The organism is Bacteroides sp. MSB163, assembly GCF_036416795.1.
Taxonomy (GTDB): domain Bacteria; phylum Bacteroidota; class Bacteroidia; order Bacteroidales; family Bacteroidaceae; genus Bacteroides; species Bacteroides maternus.
In genome coordinates, this window is record NZ_CP143867.1 from 4,603,495 (window position 1) to 4,624,609 (window position 21,115).

10 protein-coding genes are annotated in these 21,115 nt (G+C 40.7%); 2 read left to right on the plus strand and 8 right to left on the minus strand.

Annotated features, from left to right (window positions below):
* Positions 1–2 precede the first annotated feature (2 nt).
* From VYM24_RS17695 to VYM24_RS17730, 8 genes are all read right to left on the minus strand, one after another.
* Positions 3–2,399 (minus strand): ABC transporter permease, encoded by a 2,397-nt coding sequence (locus tag VYM24_RS17695; protein WP_330940517.1) that lies wholly within the window; start codon positions 2,397–2,399, stop codon positions 3–5.
* Between the two features lie 135 nt (positions 2,400–2,534).
* A complete protein-coding gene (locus VYM24_RS17700) occupies positions 2,535–4,853 on the minus strand; it encodes an ABC transporter permease (protein ID WP_330940518.1) in 2,319 nt (772 codons plus the stop codon).
* A gap of 11 nt (positions 4,854–4,864) precedes the next feature.
* Positions 4,865–7,183 carry an ABC transporter permease gene (locus VYM24_RS17705; protein WP_330940519.1) on the minus strand — a complete coding sequence of 773 codons (2,319 nt, stop codon included), beginning with the start codon at positions 7,181–7,183 and terminating at the stop codon, positions 4,865–4,867.
* 947 nt (positions 7,184–8,130) lie between these two features.
* Positions 8,131–10,554 (minus strand): ABC transporter permease, encoded by a 2,424-nt coding sequence (locus tag VYM24_RS17710; protein WP_291551303.1) that lies wholly within the window; start codon positions 10,552–10,554, stop codon positions 8,131–8,133.
* Positions 10,555–10,568: 14 nt separating this feature from the next.
* Entirely contained in the window at positions 10,569–12,971 is a 2,403-nt protein-coding gene (locus VYM24_RS17715) for an ABC transporter permease (protein ID WP_330940520.1), read from the minus strand.
* 65 nt (positions 12,972–13,036) lie between these two features.
* Positions 13,037–14,287, minus strand: coding sequence for an efflux RND transporter periplasmic adaptor subunit (locus VYM24_RS17720; protein WP_299091379.1), 1,251 nt, complete (start codon positions 14,285–14,287; stop codon positions 13,037–13,039).
* A gap of 38 nt (positions 14,288–14,325) precedes the next feature.
* Entirely contained in the window at positions 14,326–16,632 is a 2,307-nt protein-coding gene (locus VYM24_RS17725) for an ABC transporter permease (protein WP_299091382.1), read from the minus strand.
* Positions 16,633–16,642: 10 nt separating this feature from the next.
* A complete protein-coding gene (locus VYM24_RS17730) occupies positions 16,643–18,136 on the minus strand; it encodes a TolC family protein (RefSeq protein ID WP_330940521.1) in 1,494 nt (497 codons plus the stop codon).
* Between the two features lie 218 nt (positions 18,137–18,354).
* Here VYM24_RS17730 and VYM24_RS17735 point away from each other — a divergent pair, with 218 nt between their 5' ends.
* Both VYM24_RS17735 and VYM24_RS17740 read left to right on the plus strand, forming a co-directional pair.
* Positions 18,355–19,725: a sigma-54-dependent transcriptional regulator gene (locus VYM24_RS17735; protein ID WP_330940522.1), complete on the plus strand. Its 1,371-nt coding sequence runs from the start codon at positions 18,355–18,357 to the stop codon at positions 19,723–19,725.
* Between the two features lie 13 nt (positions 19,726–19,738).
* Positions 19,739–21,043: a sensor histidine kinase gene (locus VYM24_RS17740; protein WP_330940523.1), complete on the plus strand. Its 1,305-nt coding sequence runs from the start codon at positions 19,739–19,741 to the stop codon at positions 21,041–21,043.
* Positions 21,044–21,115 lie beyond the last annotated feature (72 nt).

Below are 21,115 nucleotides of genomic sequence, written 5' to 3' on the forward strand. Positions count from 1 at the left end.
TCTTATTCGTTTTTAATGACTTCCGCCGGATTGCTTCTTGCTATCCGCAAGATACGGAAAAGTATTGTAATGGCTGTAATAAAAGTAACAATCAGGAATATGCAGAGCCAGAACAGGAATCCGCAATCAAAGAACACCGTGTACATTTGTTTCCATAGCATCAACGCGGCGTATACAAGCGGGAATGCAATGACAGCACTGCAGAATAACAGAATGATGTAAAGGCGTGCAAACAACAAGATGATTTGCGGAACATCCGCCCCATTTACTTTACGGATAGCAACTTCTTTCTGACGCCGTTCTGTATCAAGCGTGATGCTGGAGTATACACCTAATAAAGTAATAATGACGCTGACTATGGCAAAGAAGAGAATAATATCTTTCAGATTATACTCAATGGCCTGTTCCTCATGGATGTCATCAAGGAACGTTTTAGTTTGGTAAGTTATGTTTTCAGGCAACATTTCGTGGCAGACTTTCTCTATCCATTGAGCTACATCTTTCTGTTGTCCGGGATGGCTCTTGATATAGCAATGGCCTATATAGATGGAAGAATCGTATGGAACAAAAGCATAGCCGCTGCTCCGGTTGTATACATCTGCCTGAAAAGGAGCTGATATTCCACATATTGTGTAATCCATATTCCAGCTGTACAGATTCATGCCGATAACCTCTTTTTTCTGTATTTCCTGCCAGGCTCTGTCTACTATAATTTCTTTTTCTGTCTGTGGGGTACTTCCCTGCTCTATGGAAATATTCATGAAAGAGAAGAAGTTGGATGGAACAGCCATAATGCTTATATCAATCCAGGAGTTCTCGTTTCCTTTCTCGGTTGTTAATCCGTTTCCAGACATTCCATGCATATAACTTATATCCGACAGCAGAACTTCTTTCACTCCGGCATGTTGCTTGAAGCGTTCTATCATGGTCAGTTTTTCTTCGTTCTTCATGAAGGGATAATCCAATGGAATACTTAAGATTTCCGCTTTCTCCCGTTGGCTTAATGTGTGGAACAAGGTATTGGCTGTTTTTTCTGATTGCAGATATAAAGCGATTGTCAGCGATACGAATACCCAGCAAATAAAGAACTGGATGCCTAGCATGAAGTTACGTCCCCATTGTTTCCCCCTGCGTTTATTGCTTCCGTAGATGCCTGTTTGTACTGAAATTCTACGGATGCGGGCAGAAACAAACAGGCAAATGATTACGCAAAGTATAATAAGGAATACGATGTATTGCAGAGCATGCATTAAAAGGAGTTCAGGACTAAAAGACATAACTAATCCCGGTAATGAGAAATTCATGTGGTCGCCAAGTAATTCGATTCCCCAAAGTACCAATACGAATGATATGGAGATAACAATCAGGGATTGTGTAAACAGCAGACTGAATAATTGTTTCCAGTTGCAGCCTGCCATCTTCATGATGCTGTATTCTTTGGTCCGGTTAAAGAATGAACCTATGAGAAAATGAAAAAAGTTTATCAAACCTACCAACAAGATCAGTGTTCCTATGATTCCGGTCACCAATGCCAGATAGGAAGCACCTTGCTTTTTTAGTTGAGTACCCATGCCGTTGGCTGTGATGGCGTAGGATTCATTATATAAAGTGTAAGTATAGTTCCTTTTTGAGAATTGTTTTTCCAAAGCAGCGCAAGTGGTTTGTGCTGCTAGCAAGGCATAGGTGCTTGCCCCTGTCATGTTATGGCGTTTAGGGCTTTGCAAAAGTCCTTCACTGTCGTTTACGGTCAGCATATCTATGTTTTGCATAAAATCCAAGCTATTGTTCAGAGGGATATCTTTCATCACTGCTTGAATGGTATAGACGATACCTCCTGTTTTCGGAGTGCTTTCAGGAGAGGTATTGAGCCTTCTCATGAGAGTCATGTGTTTGCCGATAGCGCTTTCTGCATTACCGAATATTTTAATGGCCATAGATTGGCTCAGGATGACGGAGTTAAGAGATTGGCTTGCCATTTTCCAGTGTCCTGCTACCATTTCCGGAGTGAAGATTTCATTGTAGAAAGTATCTATTTCAATCGTTTCAAGCTCATAAGGTAGTATCTTTTCCTGAGATAACTCTACATAATAAGGACGTTCACGAGGATAGGTTACGGATGAAATGGCTTCCGTTTCTCCCAAAGACCATGTGCGTAATTCTTCGGCCAGAGGAACTGGAGAACCGGAAAAATATCTGTCTGCCTTACTGTCATAGAGATTTAATTCTGCTATACGATTATGATTAGCAAAGCAATGGTCTGTGCTTTCTACAAAGCGACTGCAATATATGCAGATGCAGAAGCAGAGCAAACCTACTGCCAATCCGATGATGGAAATGATATTTTGTGTCTTATACTTACACAGGTTTCTGAATGCTATTTTGAAATAATGGAGTATCATGGTATCTTGATTTTAATAATAGGTTCTCAAATCTTATGCCAAAGTTGTAATGTATTGTATATTAAATTTGTACATGTGAAAACATTATTCAAGTAGTGTGCCATACTGCACATAAACAGTGCGAATACGCACCATCTATTCACTCTTTATCACTTCTGCCGGATTTTGCCGTGCAGTCTGCCATACTCGCCAGCCAATGCATAACAGAATAAGTAAAGCTACCCCGCTAAAGATGGCCAGATATATCCATGCACTGATTGCTGTTTGTTCTATATAGCTTTCCAACCATTTTTTCATCAAAGCATATCCTATAGGAAATGCTAGCACTGATGCTGCAACGAGTAATATAAAGTACTCTTTTACAAACATGGCAAGTATTTCTTTTACAGACGCTCCGTTTACTTTGCGGATGGCTATTTCTTTGCGCCGCTGCTCGCAACTTAGCGTAATGAAAGAGAATATTCCGAAAGCGGCAATGAGTACGCAAATAATTGAGGCAAAGCCAAGCAGCTTCAATAATAACGTTTCGGATTTCAGGAACTTAGAATATTCCTCTTCTATATTGAGAAGAGAATGATATTCATTACTGCCAGTTGAGATTTTGGCATATACATCGTCCACTCGCTTTTTAAGATCCTCCCATGTTCCTGCGCGATATTTTATCAAGATATCGCCATAGTTGGCATCAGAATCGGAACCTCCCAGACCTCCTTTATTGCAGAATAAAGTAGGTACTGCCGGGATTGTAGGTGCTGTGATATGGAAGTCTTTGACGATTCCGACAATTGTAACTCCTTGGTGAATATTGATTTTCTTACCTATCGGATTATCTAAACCTAATTTTCTTGCACAAGTCTCGTTGATGATAGCTTTATCTGCATCATCCGGTTTTAGCATTTCACCTTCTATTAGCTTCAGGTTGTAAAAATTGATAAATTCCCTCCCTTCTCTTATGCAGGTGATATCTATTCTATCTTCCTGATCCGTGCTTTTCTTTCCTTCCCAACTGTTTATCCTGTAAGTCAGTGTACTATATCTTGGAAATAAAGGTTCACATCCCTTCAGTGTCTCTACAATACATGGCATCCTATCTATTTCGGCACTGACGGCAGCGTAAGATTCCGGAGAAACATATTGTCTTAATACTGCTGTATTCTTTCTTTCCCAACCAATATCACCATTTGCCAGATGGTTGAGTTGTTTCATAAGAATGCTTACGCAAAAGATAAATAAAATACATATTATCAATTGGAATACTATACTGCATTTACGGAACAGGAACAGACTGCCGGATTGTCTGTGGTATCGGCGGACAATAAAAGGTGTTAATAGGATATAGGATATGAAAAGGATACCTGTAAAATAGAGGAATGATTCTCCATAAATATCTCCATTAATTTCTGACAGGTCTCTGAATTTCGGAAGCGATAATTCGATAAATGTCATTCCTAAAAGGCCGGATAAAAGCAGTACAAACAAATATTCAGCACCAAAAAGTATGAATAAATTCCGAATGGATGAGCCGCATACTTTTCTTAGTTCAATTTCCCGGTTTCTTGCGCGCATACGGGTGATAAATAAGGAGAGATAATTGAACAATGCGCAAAGTATAATCATTCCGCTTGCTATGGAGAAAAGTACTAAATAATTAAATTTAAGGGATAGTTTTTCATTGATGGCAGAGTAATGGTACTGAGTTAATGGAAGTATCTTATATTTTTCGAAAGGTTGGGGATACCATTGGTTTCCGGATTTGTAATTTCTCATTTTTTTCTGGAAAGACGTAGTTTCAACTCCTTTACGTAGCCGGATGTAGGTTTGAAATCTATGTACTCCCCATTCGCTTTTTATTTTTTGAAATTGTGATGACATTGTCCATGCGGCAAAATAGAGATTACTGTGTTTCTCTACATTTTTCAGAATGGCACAGACTGTCTTAGGCGTATCATCTGTCTCTATCTCTTCTCCCAAGACTTCTGTTGAACCGAATAATGACATAGCTGTCTCTTCTGTTAATGCAATTTTATTATCAGAATAAAGGAATTCCATACTTCCGGACAATATGGAGGTAGGTTGGAACATCTCTAAAAACGTGGAGTCGGCATACATGCAATTGACTTTTGCCGTTTTTCCCTCCTTGGTTTTCAGTCCTACTTCCCATTGGTAAATTGCACACGCTGCTTCTACTTCTGGAAATTCTTGCCGAAGTGTAGTAGCTAACATATATGTACTGTATGTGCTGAATGTTGATTCACTAAAAGTGGCTTCTTGGTAAAGCAAATGGGTTCGTTCCACACCTTCATAGAATTTGTCATACGTTATTTCGTAGTGTATCCACAGGTTTGAGAGTGCGAAGCAAGTAAAGCCTACTGCCAGACCAAGGATACTGATAATACTTTGTGTCCTGTATTTCAATATATTACGGAATGCTATCTTAAAATAATGTTGTATCATAGTTCGTTTTCTTATTCACTCTTTATCACTTCCGCCGGATTTTGCCGTGCTGCCTGCCACACGCGCCAGCCGATACATGCAAAGATTATTATGGCTATGCCACCGGCTATGACTAAATATATCCAGGCATTAATTGTGGTCTGCTCTACATAGTTTTCAAGCCAACGCTTCATCAGCACATATCCTACAGGGAATGCAATGACACCCGCAATAACCAGCAAAAGCATATATTCTTTCACAAACATAATAAGAATATCCCGGATTGTAGCTCCATTCACTTTGCGTACAGCTATTTCTTTGCGCCGTTGTTCACAACTTAGTGTAACAAGAGAGAATATACCGAAAGCAGCAATAAGTACACAAACCATGGCAACAAAGCTCAATAACTTTATCAGTGCGTCTTCGGACTTAAGATATCCGGCATATTCTTCTTCTGTGTTATATAATCTATATCTCACTTCCGGATACTCCCGGCTGAATATGCTGTCTATCCGGTTTTTCAGTTCTTTCCATTTGCCATCATGAAACTTGATTAAGATTTGTCCTTTTCCTAAAGAAAATCCCATACCCTTAAGAATATCCCCTGAGACTAAAGTATAGGGTTGCACCGGTTCTGTCGGTGCCGTGATGTGGAAGTCTTTAATTATGCCTACAATGGTCCATGTTCTGTCCTTCTGATAAAGTTTCTTTCCAATCGGATCGCTCATTCCAAGCGCTTTTACGGCCGATTCATTAATCATTATGCTATTCGTTTCTGTCGGCTTCACCATCTCCCCTTCCAACAGTTTCAGATTGTAGAAGGGCACTGTCTTTTCGCAATTCCACAGACATAGCATATCTAAACTTTTCGCCGCATCTTCTTTTCCGTCCCAATTATCGAAAGTATGTGAAAAGCCTGATGATTTAGGCAATAAGCAACAATGTCCGGATACAACCTCCCTTGTACATGAGAATTGCTTTATCTTATCAGCAATGGTTTCAAAATCATTGTCCGGATATAAAAGATTGATGGAAGCTATATCCTTTCTTTCCCATCCTAAATCCACATTCGTAAGGAAATAGATTTGCTTCATCATCACTATTATGCAGAACGTGACAAGAATCCCTATTGCCAACTGGAATGCAATACTTACTTTACGGAGTGCGTACTTGTTTCCGCTATTCCGGATGTGGGACCGTCTGATGGTGAATGGCACTAACAGAAATAAAGACAATAAAAGAATTCCTGCAAAATAGAGAAGTGATTCTCCATAAATATTTCCGGATACCCCAGATATTTTCTTAAAGGCGGGCAAGGCCATCTCAACAAAAGCCATACCCAATACACCGGATAACAATATGATGTATAGGTACTCCACAGAAAGCAGAATAAATACCCCTCCGATGGAGGAACCGCATACTTTGCGCAGTTCTATCTCACGGCTACGTATCCTCATGCGAGTGATGAACAAAGAGAGATAATTGAACAGAGAACAAAGAATCACCAAGCCTCCGGCTACGGAAAATAGTATCAGATAATAGAATTGGAAAGATGGGTTCCTGTTAATCGATGAATAATGATACTCGTTGAGTGGTATTAGCCGGATACTCTCGAACACTCTGCGGGGATCTCTTGGATCGGCTTTCGTTTCATTTGCAGCAAGTTTTTTCTGAAAGGCTATCGGATCAGTCCCTTTACGTAACTTGATAATGATTTCGAAACTTCCATTACTCCAATCATTCTGCCAGCTGCGGAAGTATTCTCCCTGTCCCCAGCAACCGAATGACAGATTACTGTGATTGAGATCCGGGAGAATGGCGCAAACTGTTAGTGTGTTATCATTGTAGTTTTTAACTTCTTTGCCCAGTACATCCGTAGAGCCAAACAAACGCATAGCCATATCTTCTGTTAAGGCTATCTTGTCATTGGAATACATAAAATCCATGCTTCCTGATAGAACGGAGACATTAAACATGTCCATAAAACATGAGTCCGCCTGTATATAATGTACCTCTACCTTATGATCGTTTGCCTTAATATCTGCTTTTTGTCCCCATCTGGTATAGGCGCATGCGGCTTCCACTTCCGGGAAATCGTTTTTCAGCAGAGTCGATGCCGGGTATGGCATGGAAGTGGAATAACCGTTTACTCCAAATACACTTTCTTTGCAAAGAATATACATCCGGTCGGCTCCTTCGTGGTAAGCGTCATATGTCATTTCGTAATGTATCCACAGGTTGGCAAGGGCGAAGCAGGTGAAGCCTACTGCCAGACCAAGGATACTGATAATACTTTGTGTTTTATATTTCAGTATATTGCGAAATGCTATTTTGAAATAATGTTGTATCATGGTTTTATATCGTTATTAACTTTTGATAGTCCTTACAGAATCTTCCATATTAAGATTTCAAATTTTGTGCCAGAATTGCAACTAGCTGTTTATTAATAAAATACTATATGCGGCAATCTGAAATCAGTGTGCTATACTGCACAAAAATAGTGCATATTCGCACAAATGGTACATTTAAAATCACAAAGGATAGTTATAGACTCTGACTATAACTTCTTAACTTTTGATGAAGTAATAGTCTAGCTGTGAACAGATGTAGCGTTTTTTCTCTTTTAATAATCGGGAAGACGCTTATGCTTTTCTCTAAAAAAACATGCATTAGATGCACTCATGAATACACTCCTTGACGATGGGTTAACCATTGTATATTAGCGTTTTATAGTCTGAAAATAGAAAGAAGTATGTGGTGTTAAGGGTTCAAAATAGGGTCAGGGTCACTTATACCCCCAAATTCTGCTCAAATGAATAGAATATTTTAATTGGGTGTAAAATAAAAGCACTGATATAGCGTCAAATTACTAAGGAATCAGTTTTTTTTTAATTTACTCTTTGTCACTTTTGCTTTACCTTTCTGTTTTTTTGTATCAAACATTTACTCGTAAAAGATCGTTCGTATTACAATATTTCGAATCTACGGGAATTTGTTTTTGCAAAAAAACGTCTAAAACCAACTGTTTGTATATCAATGCAATATTGACTAATGGAATTAAAAATCACCTGTAAATGGGGTTATAAGTGACCCTGACCCTATTTTGAACCCTACCAAGCCTTTTATTAGTCTTGGATTTGTTATATTTATTCAATAAAAGCACGCGAGAAATAATATGGTAAGCCAAGGCATAGTCAAAACCTGCCTTAAACGGAACATAAGAAGCAATGTCGTGATGCAAAACTAGCAATATTCCACATTACGAGATTGCTAGTTTTGCATCACGACAATGCTTCCTTTACGACATATACGCCCCATTATATTCTCCTTTTAATACTTTTGCCGGGTTGATTCTGATAGCCTTACGGATTTGCCACCATAGGGTACAGAAAGAAATAAGAGCCACGATGAACCCGGCTGTCAGGAACATCCATAGGGCAATCGGAGCATGATGATGATAGTTCTCCATATACTTATGGATGATAATATAACTGACACTGGAAGCTACCACAAAAGCCGCACCAAATATATAGCAGTACTTACGCAACAATAACCGGAATATGTCACGGGCAGTGGCTCCGTTTATTTTTCGTAAAGCGATCTCGCGGTAACGTTGCTGAATGTCATATAATGACAATCCGAATAATCCCAGGCAAGATATAAAGATAGCTATCATTGCAAAAGCAATATAGATACGTGTCGTACGCTGATCATCATGATACATAGCCGCTATATCATCTTCGGCAAAGGAGTAACAAAATTCTCCGTCTCCATTTATTTCATGAAATAAATCTTCCAGGTATTTGATGGCTTCCCTCCGTTTACCGGGCACAATGCAAGCCAGTAATGGATTCGTGTGATCGGCTCTTGAGAAACAAAACGCCAACGGATAATCGGGATTGGACAGATGTCCCATTTTGAAGTCTTCAATCACTCCTACAATTTCATAAGGAGGATTTTCATTCAGATTCATTCCGCTGGTATAAAACAGTCTCCTTTCTGTTTGCAGAGTTGCTTTGGTTATATCTTCAATGCGGAATACTCTCTTGGCCGTTTCATTAATGATAAACTTATATTGTGCGAACTGGTCTTTTTCATTATCCCAAATCCGTCCTTCTTTTAGTTTAAGTTCGAAAAACTCCATATAATGTTGATCTACAAAATTAATAGTCATTGCGGCCTTTTCGCCGGTCGATGCAGTGCATTGTGTAGATGGGGGATTTATGAGTATAGGCAATTGCCCATAAGTCCATTGCGAAAATAGAGGTGATTCATCCATTCTGCGCTGAACTAATTCCATGTTTGCGGATTCCTTTTGTTGTTGTGCCTGCCACTCTTCGTCCGATGTAATGTCCCAGGAGGTCTGCTTAGAGAAGAGTGGGCACTGAATGATATCTTGTGTTTTATAATTTAAGTCGTAATGGAGCACATAGTATAACTGCCGGCTGAAGTAAATAGCCGCGATCACCAAACTGACAGTGACTACATATTGTATGAACAAAAATATCATGCGTGATACTATAGAGTTGCCACCGACACCGACAGAACGGAGAGAATTGACAGGAGTCGCATAATTATAGCGAATAAATGGAAAGATACTCGTAATGAGGGGCATCCCCAATAATAGAAAGACAGATATCCATATATCAAAAGACAAATCTGATGTCACGGGAATCTCGAACCACGAAGTAACGATGTTGCGTGTCACTTCCACAAGTGTCCAGATAAAGAGCAAAGCCACCGCTCCCAGGCAGAAGTTCTCGAAATATAGCTGTAGGAAAACCGTTTTTCCATTTGCGCCGAATACTTTCTTTATCCCGAACTCACGGGCACGTCTCAGCATTACTACGGTATGCAGATTGACATAGTTGAAGATGCCTACCAGCAATAACAGAATAGCCACAATAGTGAGAATACTTAGGGAAGTCCGGTTTCCTCGCAAAACTTTATCATAAACAAGCAGGTTATGGTTCATATAGAAATCCTTGAGTGACGTCAACTGATAAAATATGGGACGCTTACCATAAGCCATCAGTTCCATAGGTTTCTGATTCTTCTTGTTAAGCTCTGTGACGTCTTCTGCCCGATGTAGTTGTACCAGTTCACTTGCCACACGGCTCCAGCTGTTGCGCAGGTTTTTGGAAATGATGATCTCGAATTGTACGGAAGCTTTTGTTGAAGGTTCGTCTATCACCCCCGTAACAGTTACCACATCTCCTGTTGATACTTTCAGAGTCTTCCCTATCGGATTCTCGTTCTTGAATAATCGTTTGGCTAATTTGTGGGTTATAATTGCATCGTTGGGGGTGTTGAGTGTATGCTTGCCGGCTATTACAGGATGTGGCATCATGTCCAGATATAAACTGTCGGTCGCCATTGCCTGCACTGTAAACCGACGTCCGTCGACTATTACATAATCATCCGAAAACAGCATAAACTGACTGACCTTTTCAACACATGGATCTGACAGAGGATTTCTGTAGTTGGGATCCTTGTTGGGATCTATAGAACCACTTAAATATGTCTGCCCGTTGTCCATGACGGTTGTCATCAGGAAAGTACGCTCCAGCTCCGGACAGAAGTGGTCTACATTATTCTCCTGATGAATATAGCGGGCTATAATCAAAGCGCAGGAAATACTGAACACCAGTCCTGTGAGATTAATAAAAGTATATACTTTAAAACGCAATAGCATGCGTATGGATAGTAGAATTTGTTTCATGATTTTCTTCTGTCTTATTCTGTTTTCATGATTGTTGCCGGATTGATGCGGGTCGCTTTATTCACCTGCCAGAACAATGTTCCCAACGAAATACCTGCCACCGCTAATACGGCGATCAGGTAGATGAATATACTGACGGGAGCTTTCACAACAAAATCCCGTGTATAAATGTGTATCAGGTAATAAGATAAAGGTATGGTCAACAATGCGGAACCGGTTATCACCCATATATATTTACGGAACAAAATTGAATATAAATTCCGTAGTTGTGCTCCGTTTACTTTTCGGATGGCTATCTCCCGGTAGCGTTGGCGGATGTCGAATAAGGAAAGTCCGAATAATCCCAATGCCGAGACAAAAATAGAGATGGCGGCAAACAGTGTAAACACGGTTGCTACACGGCGATCCTCACGATATAAAGTTTGTATATCCTCATCCAGCCATCGATGATCAAATTCTTCAGTATTAAATATCTCTTGTCTGGCACTTTTCAAATAAGTCATCAGTTCCTTTTCTTTTCCGGGTATACATGCAATCTGGTATTGCGAGCCGGCGCTATTGGGGGTTATCATATATACCACAGGTTTCTTTCCGGCTGTGAGATGGCCGGTATAATAATCTTTGATTACAGCTTCTACAGGCATCAGAGATATACCACCTTCTATTATTTTTCCATCCATCCCCATAGCTATCCAAAGTGCCTGTTCTCCTCTTATGAAAGCATCTTCCCGTCGCGTATAACCGAAGGCCTTCATGGCCGATTCATTCATGGCTACCAGATACTGAGCGTATCCTTCTACTTTATCGGGCAATGCACCATCTACTAATTGCAGATTATACAAACTAAAGAAATCAACCGGTACCCACATCAGCATCATGTTTAACTTAACATCCTTGTCATTTATGAGAGTAGAAGAACTTCCACTGCCCAGCACTCCACTGCGTGTAGGGTCTCCGCAGAACCATTTCTTTATGAACGGGCATTCATTCAGTTTCTGCTGAATACTTTGGGAATTCTGCCAGCGTTGTTGTCTCTCTTGTTCGCTTTCGGAGTTCCAGTTTTGAGGAGTCGGAACTAAGTTGGCATACAGTATCCCTTGAGTCCGAAATCCCGGAGGAGTATCTTGCAAAAAGCGAAGGTGACCGCTGAAATACAATGATAGTATAATGAGTAAAAGCGTGATACTGTATTGAATGAATAAAAAAGCCGTACGTGTGGTAACGGATTGACGCGATGATCCGATGGTACGTATGGATATGATAGGTGGTAGGTAATTGTACTTGATATAGGGATAAATAGTGGTGAACAGTGGCAAGAAAAGAAGGACCCCTAATGACAACTGCCAGTCAAATGCCGTATAAGGAATGTCGCTCTCCAATAAGCGGTTGGCATATCCCGAGAATATTTCAATGAAGAACCAGGCTAGCAATAACGCTATGGATATCATGAGTACATTCTCTAACCACAGTTGCAGAAAAAGAGCGCGCCCTTGCACACCAAAGACCTTCTTTATACCATATTCTTTGGAACGTTTCAGCATGAAAACCAAGTATATATTTACAAAGTTCAGGATTCCCGCCAATAGCAACAGCATGCACACACCTGTAAGTATCAGTATATGTGAATGACTACTATAATGCCACATTTCCAAATCATCACCTGCGGCAGCCAGTTCTTTGTTCCAATAGAGTTGGCTGACAGGAAGAAAATTATATCGTATTTTAAATCCATCCGGCACCTGACGGTAAACGTTACTGGCAGCATTGATTGCGTTTACATCGACTCCCGGCATGAAACGTAAAAGTTCCACATACATTCTGCCCCATTCTCTTCGTGATTTGAGATCAATGTTTACTACGATATCAAATGTCAATGATGATTTGCAGGACGGTTCATCCAATATACCGCAAATGGTAAGGTGTCTGCCTCCTGAATATTCCATAGTTTGTCCGATAGGATCTTTCTCTCCAAATACACGCTTGGCAAATTGGCGTGTGATGAGAGCCTCTTCAGGTGCTTTCATTTGTTTGCCTTTCAGGGGATAATGAAAGAAATGAAAGAATGTTGTATCTGCTACTAACATCTGGATTGCATAGGGTCTTTCGTCTATGTTTACATTATCATTGCTCAATGTCATGAAGTAGCTTCGTTCTTTAATGGCATCAGGTAAAAAATAGATGGTATCTGCACCACTGTCATTACTTACACTACCGGGGAATACATTATTGTCAATATCACGAATTGGAATATACACATTTTCAGCATCCGTGCAGTGTGTGTTTACTTGTAGCTCACGGTGGATGTAGCGTACTAATATGATGGTACATGCCAGGCTGAGTGCCAGACCAACTACATTAATAATTGTATATGATTTGGAGCGTATCAGGAAACGCCAGGCGTATTTGAGTGTTTTCATATTTCAGTATTTGTTATAATCTTTTTTTGTTATTCTGCTATTCTCTGATGATACTGTATTATTCTTTATTTTAATATCAGTTCTTCGGCTTCGCCAAAGTTATCATATCCCGTAGTAATAACCCAATCTCCAGGTTGCAAACCGTCTGTAATCTCGTATTGTTGGGGGTTCTGGCGTCCAATGCTGACAGGAACACGTGTAGCTTTGGTTTTGGATGCATTTAGTTTGTATATCCATTGTCCACCGGTGGTTTGATAGAAGTTACCGCGCGGAATGACGATAGCCTGTTCCGGCTGTCCCAGTTCTATTTGCACGCGAAAACTTTTGCCAACACGCACATTATCCGGCATCTCTCCGGTAAATACCAGGTCGACATCGAAAGTACGGTCTTTTACTTCGGGTACTACTTTGGTGATACGCAGCGGATATTTGCGTCCCTGATAGTTAATAGTAGCAGGAAGCCCCGTTGTGATACGGTCTATGTAATATTCACTGAGGGAAGTGTGAATCTTATATTGATCTAATACCTTAATTTCAGCAATACCTTGGTTGGATGATACTTGCTGCCCCGGAGTTACTTTCACGAAACTGAGCTGTCCGGTGATAGGAGCTTTTACTATTAAGTTCTCCAACCGTTCACAGGCACGTTCATACTTCTTGCGTTCGCGTTCTCGGTCGTTACGGATTAAGTCCTTGCGGATAACAGTCATAGCAGAGTCATGACGAAGGCTTTCACGTTGTAGCTGGGCATTTTTCACTTTATAGTCGTATTCGTCTTCGGAAACTTCAAGTTGAGCTTTGCTCTTGATTCCCATTTTATATTCTTCCTTGTCGAGATCGAAACTTTTCTTGAGACGATCCAATTCGTAGTTGGTCTGCAAAGTTTGTTGTTGCAGGTTCAGGCTTTTTTGTTCCATCTCGATTTCTTTTTCCTGATAAGTTATCAGTTGCTTTTCCCAGTCATCGCGCTGGTCTTCGATGCTTCGCAGAAGATCGGGGTTTTCGAGTACAAGGATTGTATCTCCTTTTTGAAGCAAACTTCCCTCCTCACCTACTATACGGTCTACACTTCCTGATTCACGAGCATTAACGATAATGGTGAGAATGGGTTGTATGAGTCCTTCCACATCTACATATTCCATAAATTTATCATTTTTGACTTCAGCAATCTGTACATTTTCCTGGTCGATGCGAAGCTTGCTGGGACCGGCAGAAAGGATAATAACATAAATAATGAAAGCAAGGAATAGAATTCCTCCTGCCAGATAATAGCGGTAACGGATGTACCAAGGTTTTTTTTCGAGTTTAATATCCATAATATCTTTATTGTTTTACAATTTATAATTACTATATCTTATTCAGTTCTAATTTCTTCTACCGGATTTTTTAGTGCAGCCTGCCATATGCGCCATCCGATACTGGAAAGAATGATGATAATGATTGCTATCAGGATAACGACATAAACCCACCAGGAAATAGTTGTCTGAATAACATAAGTTTCCAACCACCTTTTCATGATGATGTATCCTGTAGGGAAGGCAACTATTGCAGCTAAAACCAGCAAACTCATATATTCCTTAAGAAATATAAGAATAATATTCTTTATCGTTGCCCCGTTTACTTTTCGGATAGCGATTTCTTTGCGACGTTGTTCGCACGAGAGGCTGATTAATGAGAAAATACCGAATATGGCAATAATAATGCAAACGGCAGATGCTACTGAAAGTAATTTCATTAATGTACGTTCCGAAGCAAGCGAGTCCTCTATCATTTTTGCAACACTTTGAGTCCCAATTCTGAAGTTTGGGTATGTTTTCTGAATATATGTTTCAATAGTGCGTTTGGCGTCTTCGTAACTACCATGATAGGTAAAAGCATTCTTGTTTTTAGGGGGATAAAGATTCACTGTAAATACGCTTGGAAAAGCAGGAACTGTAGGCGAAAGCTGAATGTCTTTTACAACACCGCATACACTATAATAATTGGAAAATTGTTTTCCAATAGGATTTTTCCATCCTGTCTTCCTGACAAAAGCTTCATTGACCAGAACCTTTACAGGCTTGCCATGCGAATCTTCTGGAAAAGTTCCTTGTATCAGTTGCATTCCTAAAAGGTCGAATGCTTCTTTGGAAATCTGAAAATCATTCACCATAAATTCAGTTTCCGCTTGTTGTTTATTATCCCATTCATCAATGTAGAAACCTGATTTGCCCCCGATTGGTAACGGGACATCTGTAATTCTGTGAAACTCAATCCCTGGGATCTCCTGCATTTTTCTAACCCAATCTTCTGCATCGTCCGATAATATTCCTGAAAGATAATATACAAACTCAACATCCGGGTGAGTAATGCCCATATCCGAAGAAGTACGAAGATGGTGTAGTTGCTGCATCATAACTATTGTACAAAAAATGAAACCAATGCTGATGGCTAATTGAAACCAGAGTCCTATGCAACGAAAAACATTAGAGAAATGTGTCGTAGAACTGGAGGAAATAGCAGATTGTAGCGTGAAATGGTTTTGTAGGAATAAAGTGAGCCAAGCGAAGCATAAAGCGATGCACAGCACGATTGACATATAAATACCAGCTTCTTTATAAAAGAAAAGAGCATTTTCATTGATGCCGGATATTGACCTGAAAGCAGATAAGGAAATCTCCATCAGAAACAAAGCCACAAGGAAGGTCATAAATAATAATAGTAACAACTCGGAAACCAATAGTGACATCAAGCCTGTATTTGAAGCCCCGTTCACTTTACGAAGTGCCCATTCACGCTGTCTCATACGGATACGTATTAGATACATTATCAGATAATTGGCAAGAGCACTCAACGCTATCAACAAACTGATTATGCAAAATAAGCGTATATGTTCTATGTGGATAAAAGCTGATGTGCTCGGATGGGTGTAGTGTTCTTCTATCAATGGAGTGATAATAACCGGATATTTTATTTTTTTTCCTTCATTATCCGTGACTTCCATATCTTTTAGTTTCTTTTTTAAAGCCTCTATATCAGTACCTGGAATCACGCGGAACAAGGTCTGTCCTGATGCAAAGTTCCAAAGTCTGTTTTCATCAGGTACGCGTTTGCCTACCAAATCAAAGTTATAATTGGTGTGTTTCCATCCTTCAACAACGGCAGTGATAGTGGTGGACAGTGTAGGACCCGGTTTACCAATAGGAGATTCGTTGCCGAAAATCCGGAGGGCAGTTTGTCTGGTTATGGCTATTTCATCGGGATTGTGCAGAAACTGATAGCTTCCTTCCAATAAGACTAAGGGAAGTACGGAAGTAAAAGTGCTATCAATTTCCATCTTTTTCCAGGAGCTGGTTTGCCCGTTATTGGTATTTTCAATGGTTACTATACGATTTCCATATGTTGCACTTTCTATTTCGGGAAATGTATTCATTAAATGTTGCGCTAACATAGGAGAGGTTATGCTGGAATAACCGCTATTCTCCAAATTACTGGTTGTTCCGGCCACATAAACCCTGTCTGCACCTTCATGAAAAGTATCATAAGTCTGCTCATAGTGTAACCACATACCTGATAATGCGAAGCTAACGAGTCCCACTGCCAGACCGATGATGCTAATGATCGTCTGCGTTTTATATTTTATCAGGTTGCGCAGGGCAACAATAAGATAGTGCTTTAGCATATTTTAGTCCTCATTTTTTTATCATCCTGTCCATCACTTCCTCTATTCTTTCTGTTTCTGTCAGCGGTGCATCTACTTCAAAATCATAAAGTGTGATACTGCGGAGGGTGTAGTACAAACTCCAGTAGTTATATAGTGCAGTGATGTAATTTCGTCGGGCGGCGTCTTTTTCACTGATGGAAGCATTGAGGTCGAGTACGGTAGACTTTCCCAAGATATAAAGTCGCCGGGCTACATCAGCACGCCGTTGAGCCGTTTCATCGGTGCGGGCGGCAATATGTACGCGCTGGGATTGTAAATTGAATTGTTTTACCAGTTTACGGACATTCAGTTCAAAGTCTGTTTTATCCTGCTCTACTTGAGTATAAGTTAAGTCACGATTAGAACGGGCTACCCGGACCTGTCCTTTGCCACGTCCCCAATCCAATATAGGCAGACTAATGCCGAAGGTGACGTATTGTTGGTCCAAAGGATTGTGATAAGCGTCTTTCAGTTTATTGCCGGTCTGAGTCAGTCCGAAACGCAGGTAAAGATCGGCTTTCAGTCCGGCATTGGCACGGGCACTGGCTACCCGGCTTTCGCTTTCCAGCTTACACCGCTGCATGTCCAGTATATCCGGGCTGTTTTGACGTGCTGTGATTAAAGCTGTACTTAGATCTATGTGAAGATTGGGAACATGATCGCTGACATCCACTTTGATCAGTATATCCTCCTGGATACCGAGATACGAACGGAGTTCTTGCATGCAATTTTCTACTTCGATATGGGCATTCATACGATTGGTCTCTTCGGTCAGCTTATTAAGTTCCAGTTGTAGCATCTCGTTTTCGGTAATGGTACCTATATTATAGCGCCCTTGTGCATATGTATATAAGGTGTCTGCATTGGCATAGTTGGTAGAAGCTATTTCGTAGTTGCTTTGTGCGGTGGCAAGGGCAAAGAATTTCTGCGTAGCGTTGGCAGCAACGAGCTCCAGGGTTTCCACATAAGTTTTCTTGGCTTCTTGGTAACGCAATGGTTCGATACGACGATTCCATTTCAGACTATTATATCCAAAAAGAGACTGACTATAGCCGACATTTATAGGTGATGTCTGCCAGGAGGTAGAGTTGTCACTAAATAAATCAAGCCGCTGGGCAGAAGTTTCCACGAACAATGTACCACCTGTCCAAGGAATATTCTGTGTCAGGCTTAAGGTGAGGTCGGTACTTAATAAGTTTTGTTCCACAAATTTCACGCTACCATCGCTCATCGTAATTTTGTTGATAGCACGATTCAGATACGGATCGGAAGTTAATTTCAAGGCGGGCAGATAGTTGGCCCGATAATATTTGTAGTTCCAGTAGGCGGAACGAAAACTGTGTTGGGCTGTTTGCGCATCGGGTGATTGTCGACGGGCACGTTCTATGGTCTGACCTAATGTCAGTTCCATAGTGTGTTCCTGCGCATCAATAGTTATAAGAGTTCCGCAAGCTATCAATAATAAAAGTATTTTTTTGCACATAGTATGTTCCTTTTAGTAGAAGAGATTCAAATCTTATGCCAAATATGTAATGCTTTGTATTGCAATGTTATACTTCTATATGGTGTAAGTTAAACGTGTGCCATACCGCACAAAAATAGTGCGCATACGCACACACAACACATCGATATATTGTTTATCTTTGCGCATCGGATATATTCATATTTGCAAAAAAGATTATCGGATAATAATAGCTTCGTATGGAACAATTAGGAAAAATATTAATAGTAGATGATAATGAGGACGTACTTTTTGCCCTCAACCTTCTGCTGGAACCTTATGCGGAAAAAATAAAAGTAGCAGTAACCCCCGATCGTATCGAATATTTCATGACGACCTTCCAGCCGGACATTATCCTGCTGGATATGAACTTCAGTCGCGATGCCATCAGTGGGCAGGAAGGCTTTGAGAGTCTGGAACAAATCTTGCGTATTGATCCTCAGGCAGTCGTTATTTTTATGACAGCATATGCAGATACAGATAAAGCGGTACGGGCCATTAAAGCGGGTGCTACCGATTTCATCCCGAAACCGTGGGAAAAAGAAAAACTACTTGCTACACTCTCATCCGGTATTAAATTACGCCGTTCCCGCTGTGAAGTTAGTCTGCTAAAAGAACAAGTGGAAGTACTTAGCGGTGCGGGAAGTAGTGTGGAAGAATCTATTATTGGTGAATCTGCTGCGATGCAGGAAGTGTTTGCCACGATAGAGAAGCTGCGTGATACGGATGCTAACATTCTTGTACTTGGTGAAAATGGAACAGGAAAAGATGTGATAGCCCGTTTGTTATACCGTTGTTCGCCACGTTACGGACGGCCATTCGTTACAATTGATCTCGGCAGTATCCCGGAACAATTGTTTGAGAGTGAATTATTCGGCTATGAAAAAGGAGCATTTACTGATGCCCGGAAACCGAAAGCCGGACGGATGGAGGTGGCAACGGGAGGTACATTGTTTTTGGATGAAATAGGAAATCTTTCACTGCCTATGCAAGCAAAACTGCTGACTGCTATTGAAAAACGACAGATCAGTCGTTTGGGCAGTACACAATCTGTATCCATCGACGTACGCTTGATTTGTGCTACAAATGCGGATATCCGCCATCTGGTGGAGGAAGGGAATTTCCGGCAGGATTTACTTTATCGTATCAATACGATTGAACTACATATTCCTCCTTTAAGGGAACGGGGAAATGATATTATTCTTCTGGCAGATTATTTCTTGCAGCGTTATGCCCGGAAATATCAAAAGGAAATGCGGGGTCTGACACGTGAAGCCAGAGCTAAATTGCTGCGTTATTCCTGGCCGGGAAATGTGCGTGAGTTACAGCATACGATGGAGCGTGCCGTGATTTTGGGTGACGGTTCATTGCTTCGCCCCGATAATTTCTTGTTTCAGGCTTCCTCCTCCCGTCTTAAAAAAGAAGAAGAAGTACTTAATCTGGAACAATTGGAACGGCAAGCTGTAGAAAAGGCAATGCGATTGAGCGAGGGGAATATGACACGTGCTGCGGAATATTTGGGAATTACGCGCTTTGCATTGTATAGGAAGATTGAGAAACTGGGATTATAAATTAAGAAGTAATATGAAGCGGTATTCCTTTGTTGTTATCTTGCATATCTGTCTGCTGGCAATACTTTCTGTTGGTGTTTATGTGTTATATTGTGCTGATTTATGGTTTAGCATGCTTATAACATTCCTGTTTCTTCTGGGGACAGGAATACACCTTTATTATATACAGATGAAGCAATTGCAGATGATGCGTCGCCTGACGGACAGTTTGCGTTATAATGACATGACACAAGCTTTCCGTCCACCTTATAAAAATAAACTGATGACAGAAATGGCTGTAGAGCTATCTGAAACCTTGCAGGCATTTCGTGCCCGCCTGTTGGAAGAAGAAATAAAACATCAGTATTACGAAAGTCTGCTGAACAAGGTAGATACTGCTGTATTAGTGACTGATATGTCCGGACGTATTGAGTGGCTGAATCGTGCCGCCACTGCCCAGTTAGGGCAAGATCCGCAATTGCCGGCCGAACTTTTGAGCCTTCCTTCCGGTGAAACGCAGGTCATACGTATTCATCGAAATGGAACCACTTTAGAAATGGCAGTAGCTACCACTCTCTTTGTAGCCAGTGGCATGGAGAGACACCTTATCAGTTTGAAGAATATTCATTCTGTACTGGAACGGAATGAAATGGAAGCCTGGCAAAAGCTGATACGTGTACTCACTCATGAAATCATGAACTCCATTACTCCTATCATTTCCCTCTCTGAAACACTTAGTGAGCGTGGTGTACCCGTTACATTAAAAGATGCAGCGGGCGAAAAAGAATATGCTGTAATGCTACAAGCTATGCAAACCATTCATCGACGTAGTAAGGGACTATTAGGTTTTGTAGAAAACTATCGTCGTCTTACCCGTCTCCCCGCTCCTGTCTGTGCCAGTGTGCCGGTTCGGGAACTGTTCACCGATTTACAGAAACTTTTTCCTGATGAAACTATTCATTTCGAGCTTCCACCTTTGGAGAAGACACTGGATGTGGATCGTGCTCAGATAGAACAAGTGCTTATTAATCTGTTGAAAAATGCTCGTGAAGCATCTGCCCGCTGCGAAACGCCGAAAATTGAGGTTAAAGCTGTTTTTGCGCCTAAAGTGACTTCTTCTCTTACTGCATGGCGTTGTACTATTACTGTTCGGGATAATGGTGAAGGTATCTTACCTGAAGTGCAGGATAAAATATTTGTTCCGTTCTTCACAACGAAAACTGCCGGTTCGGGTATCGGACTCAGTCTTTGCAAGCAGATCATGAATCAGCATGGAGGAAATATTATCGTTTATTCGGAACCGGGAAAAGGGAGTTGTTTTACTTTACAATTCTGTTAGATAAATACTGCACCTGCAAAAGGTTATTTTGAGTTTATTAAAAAACATAAATATTATATAATCATAAAAATT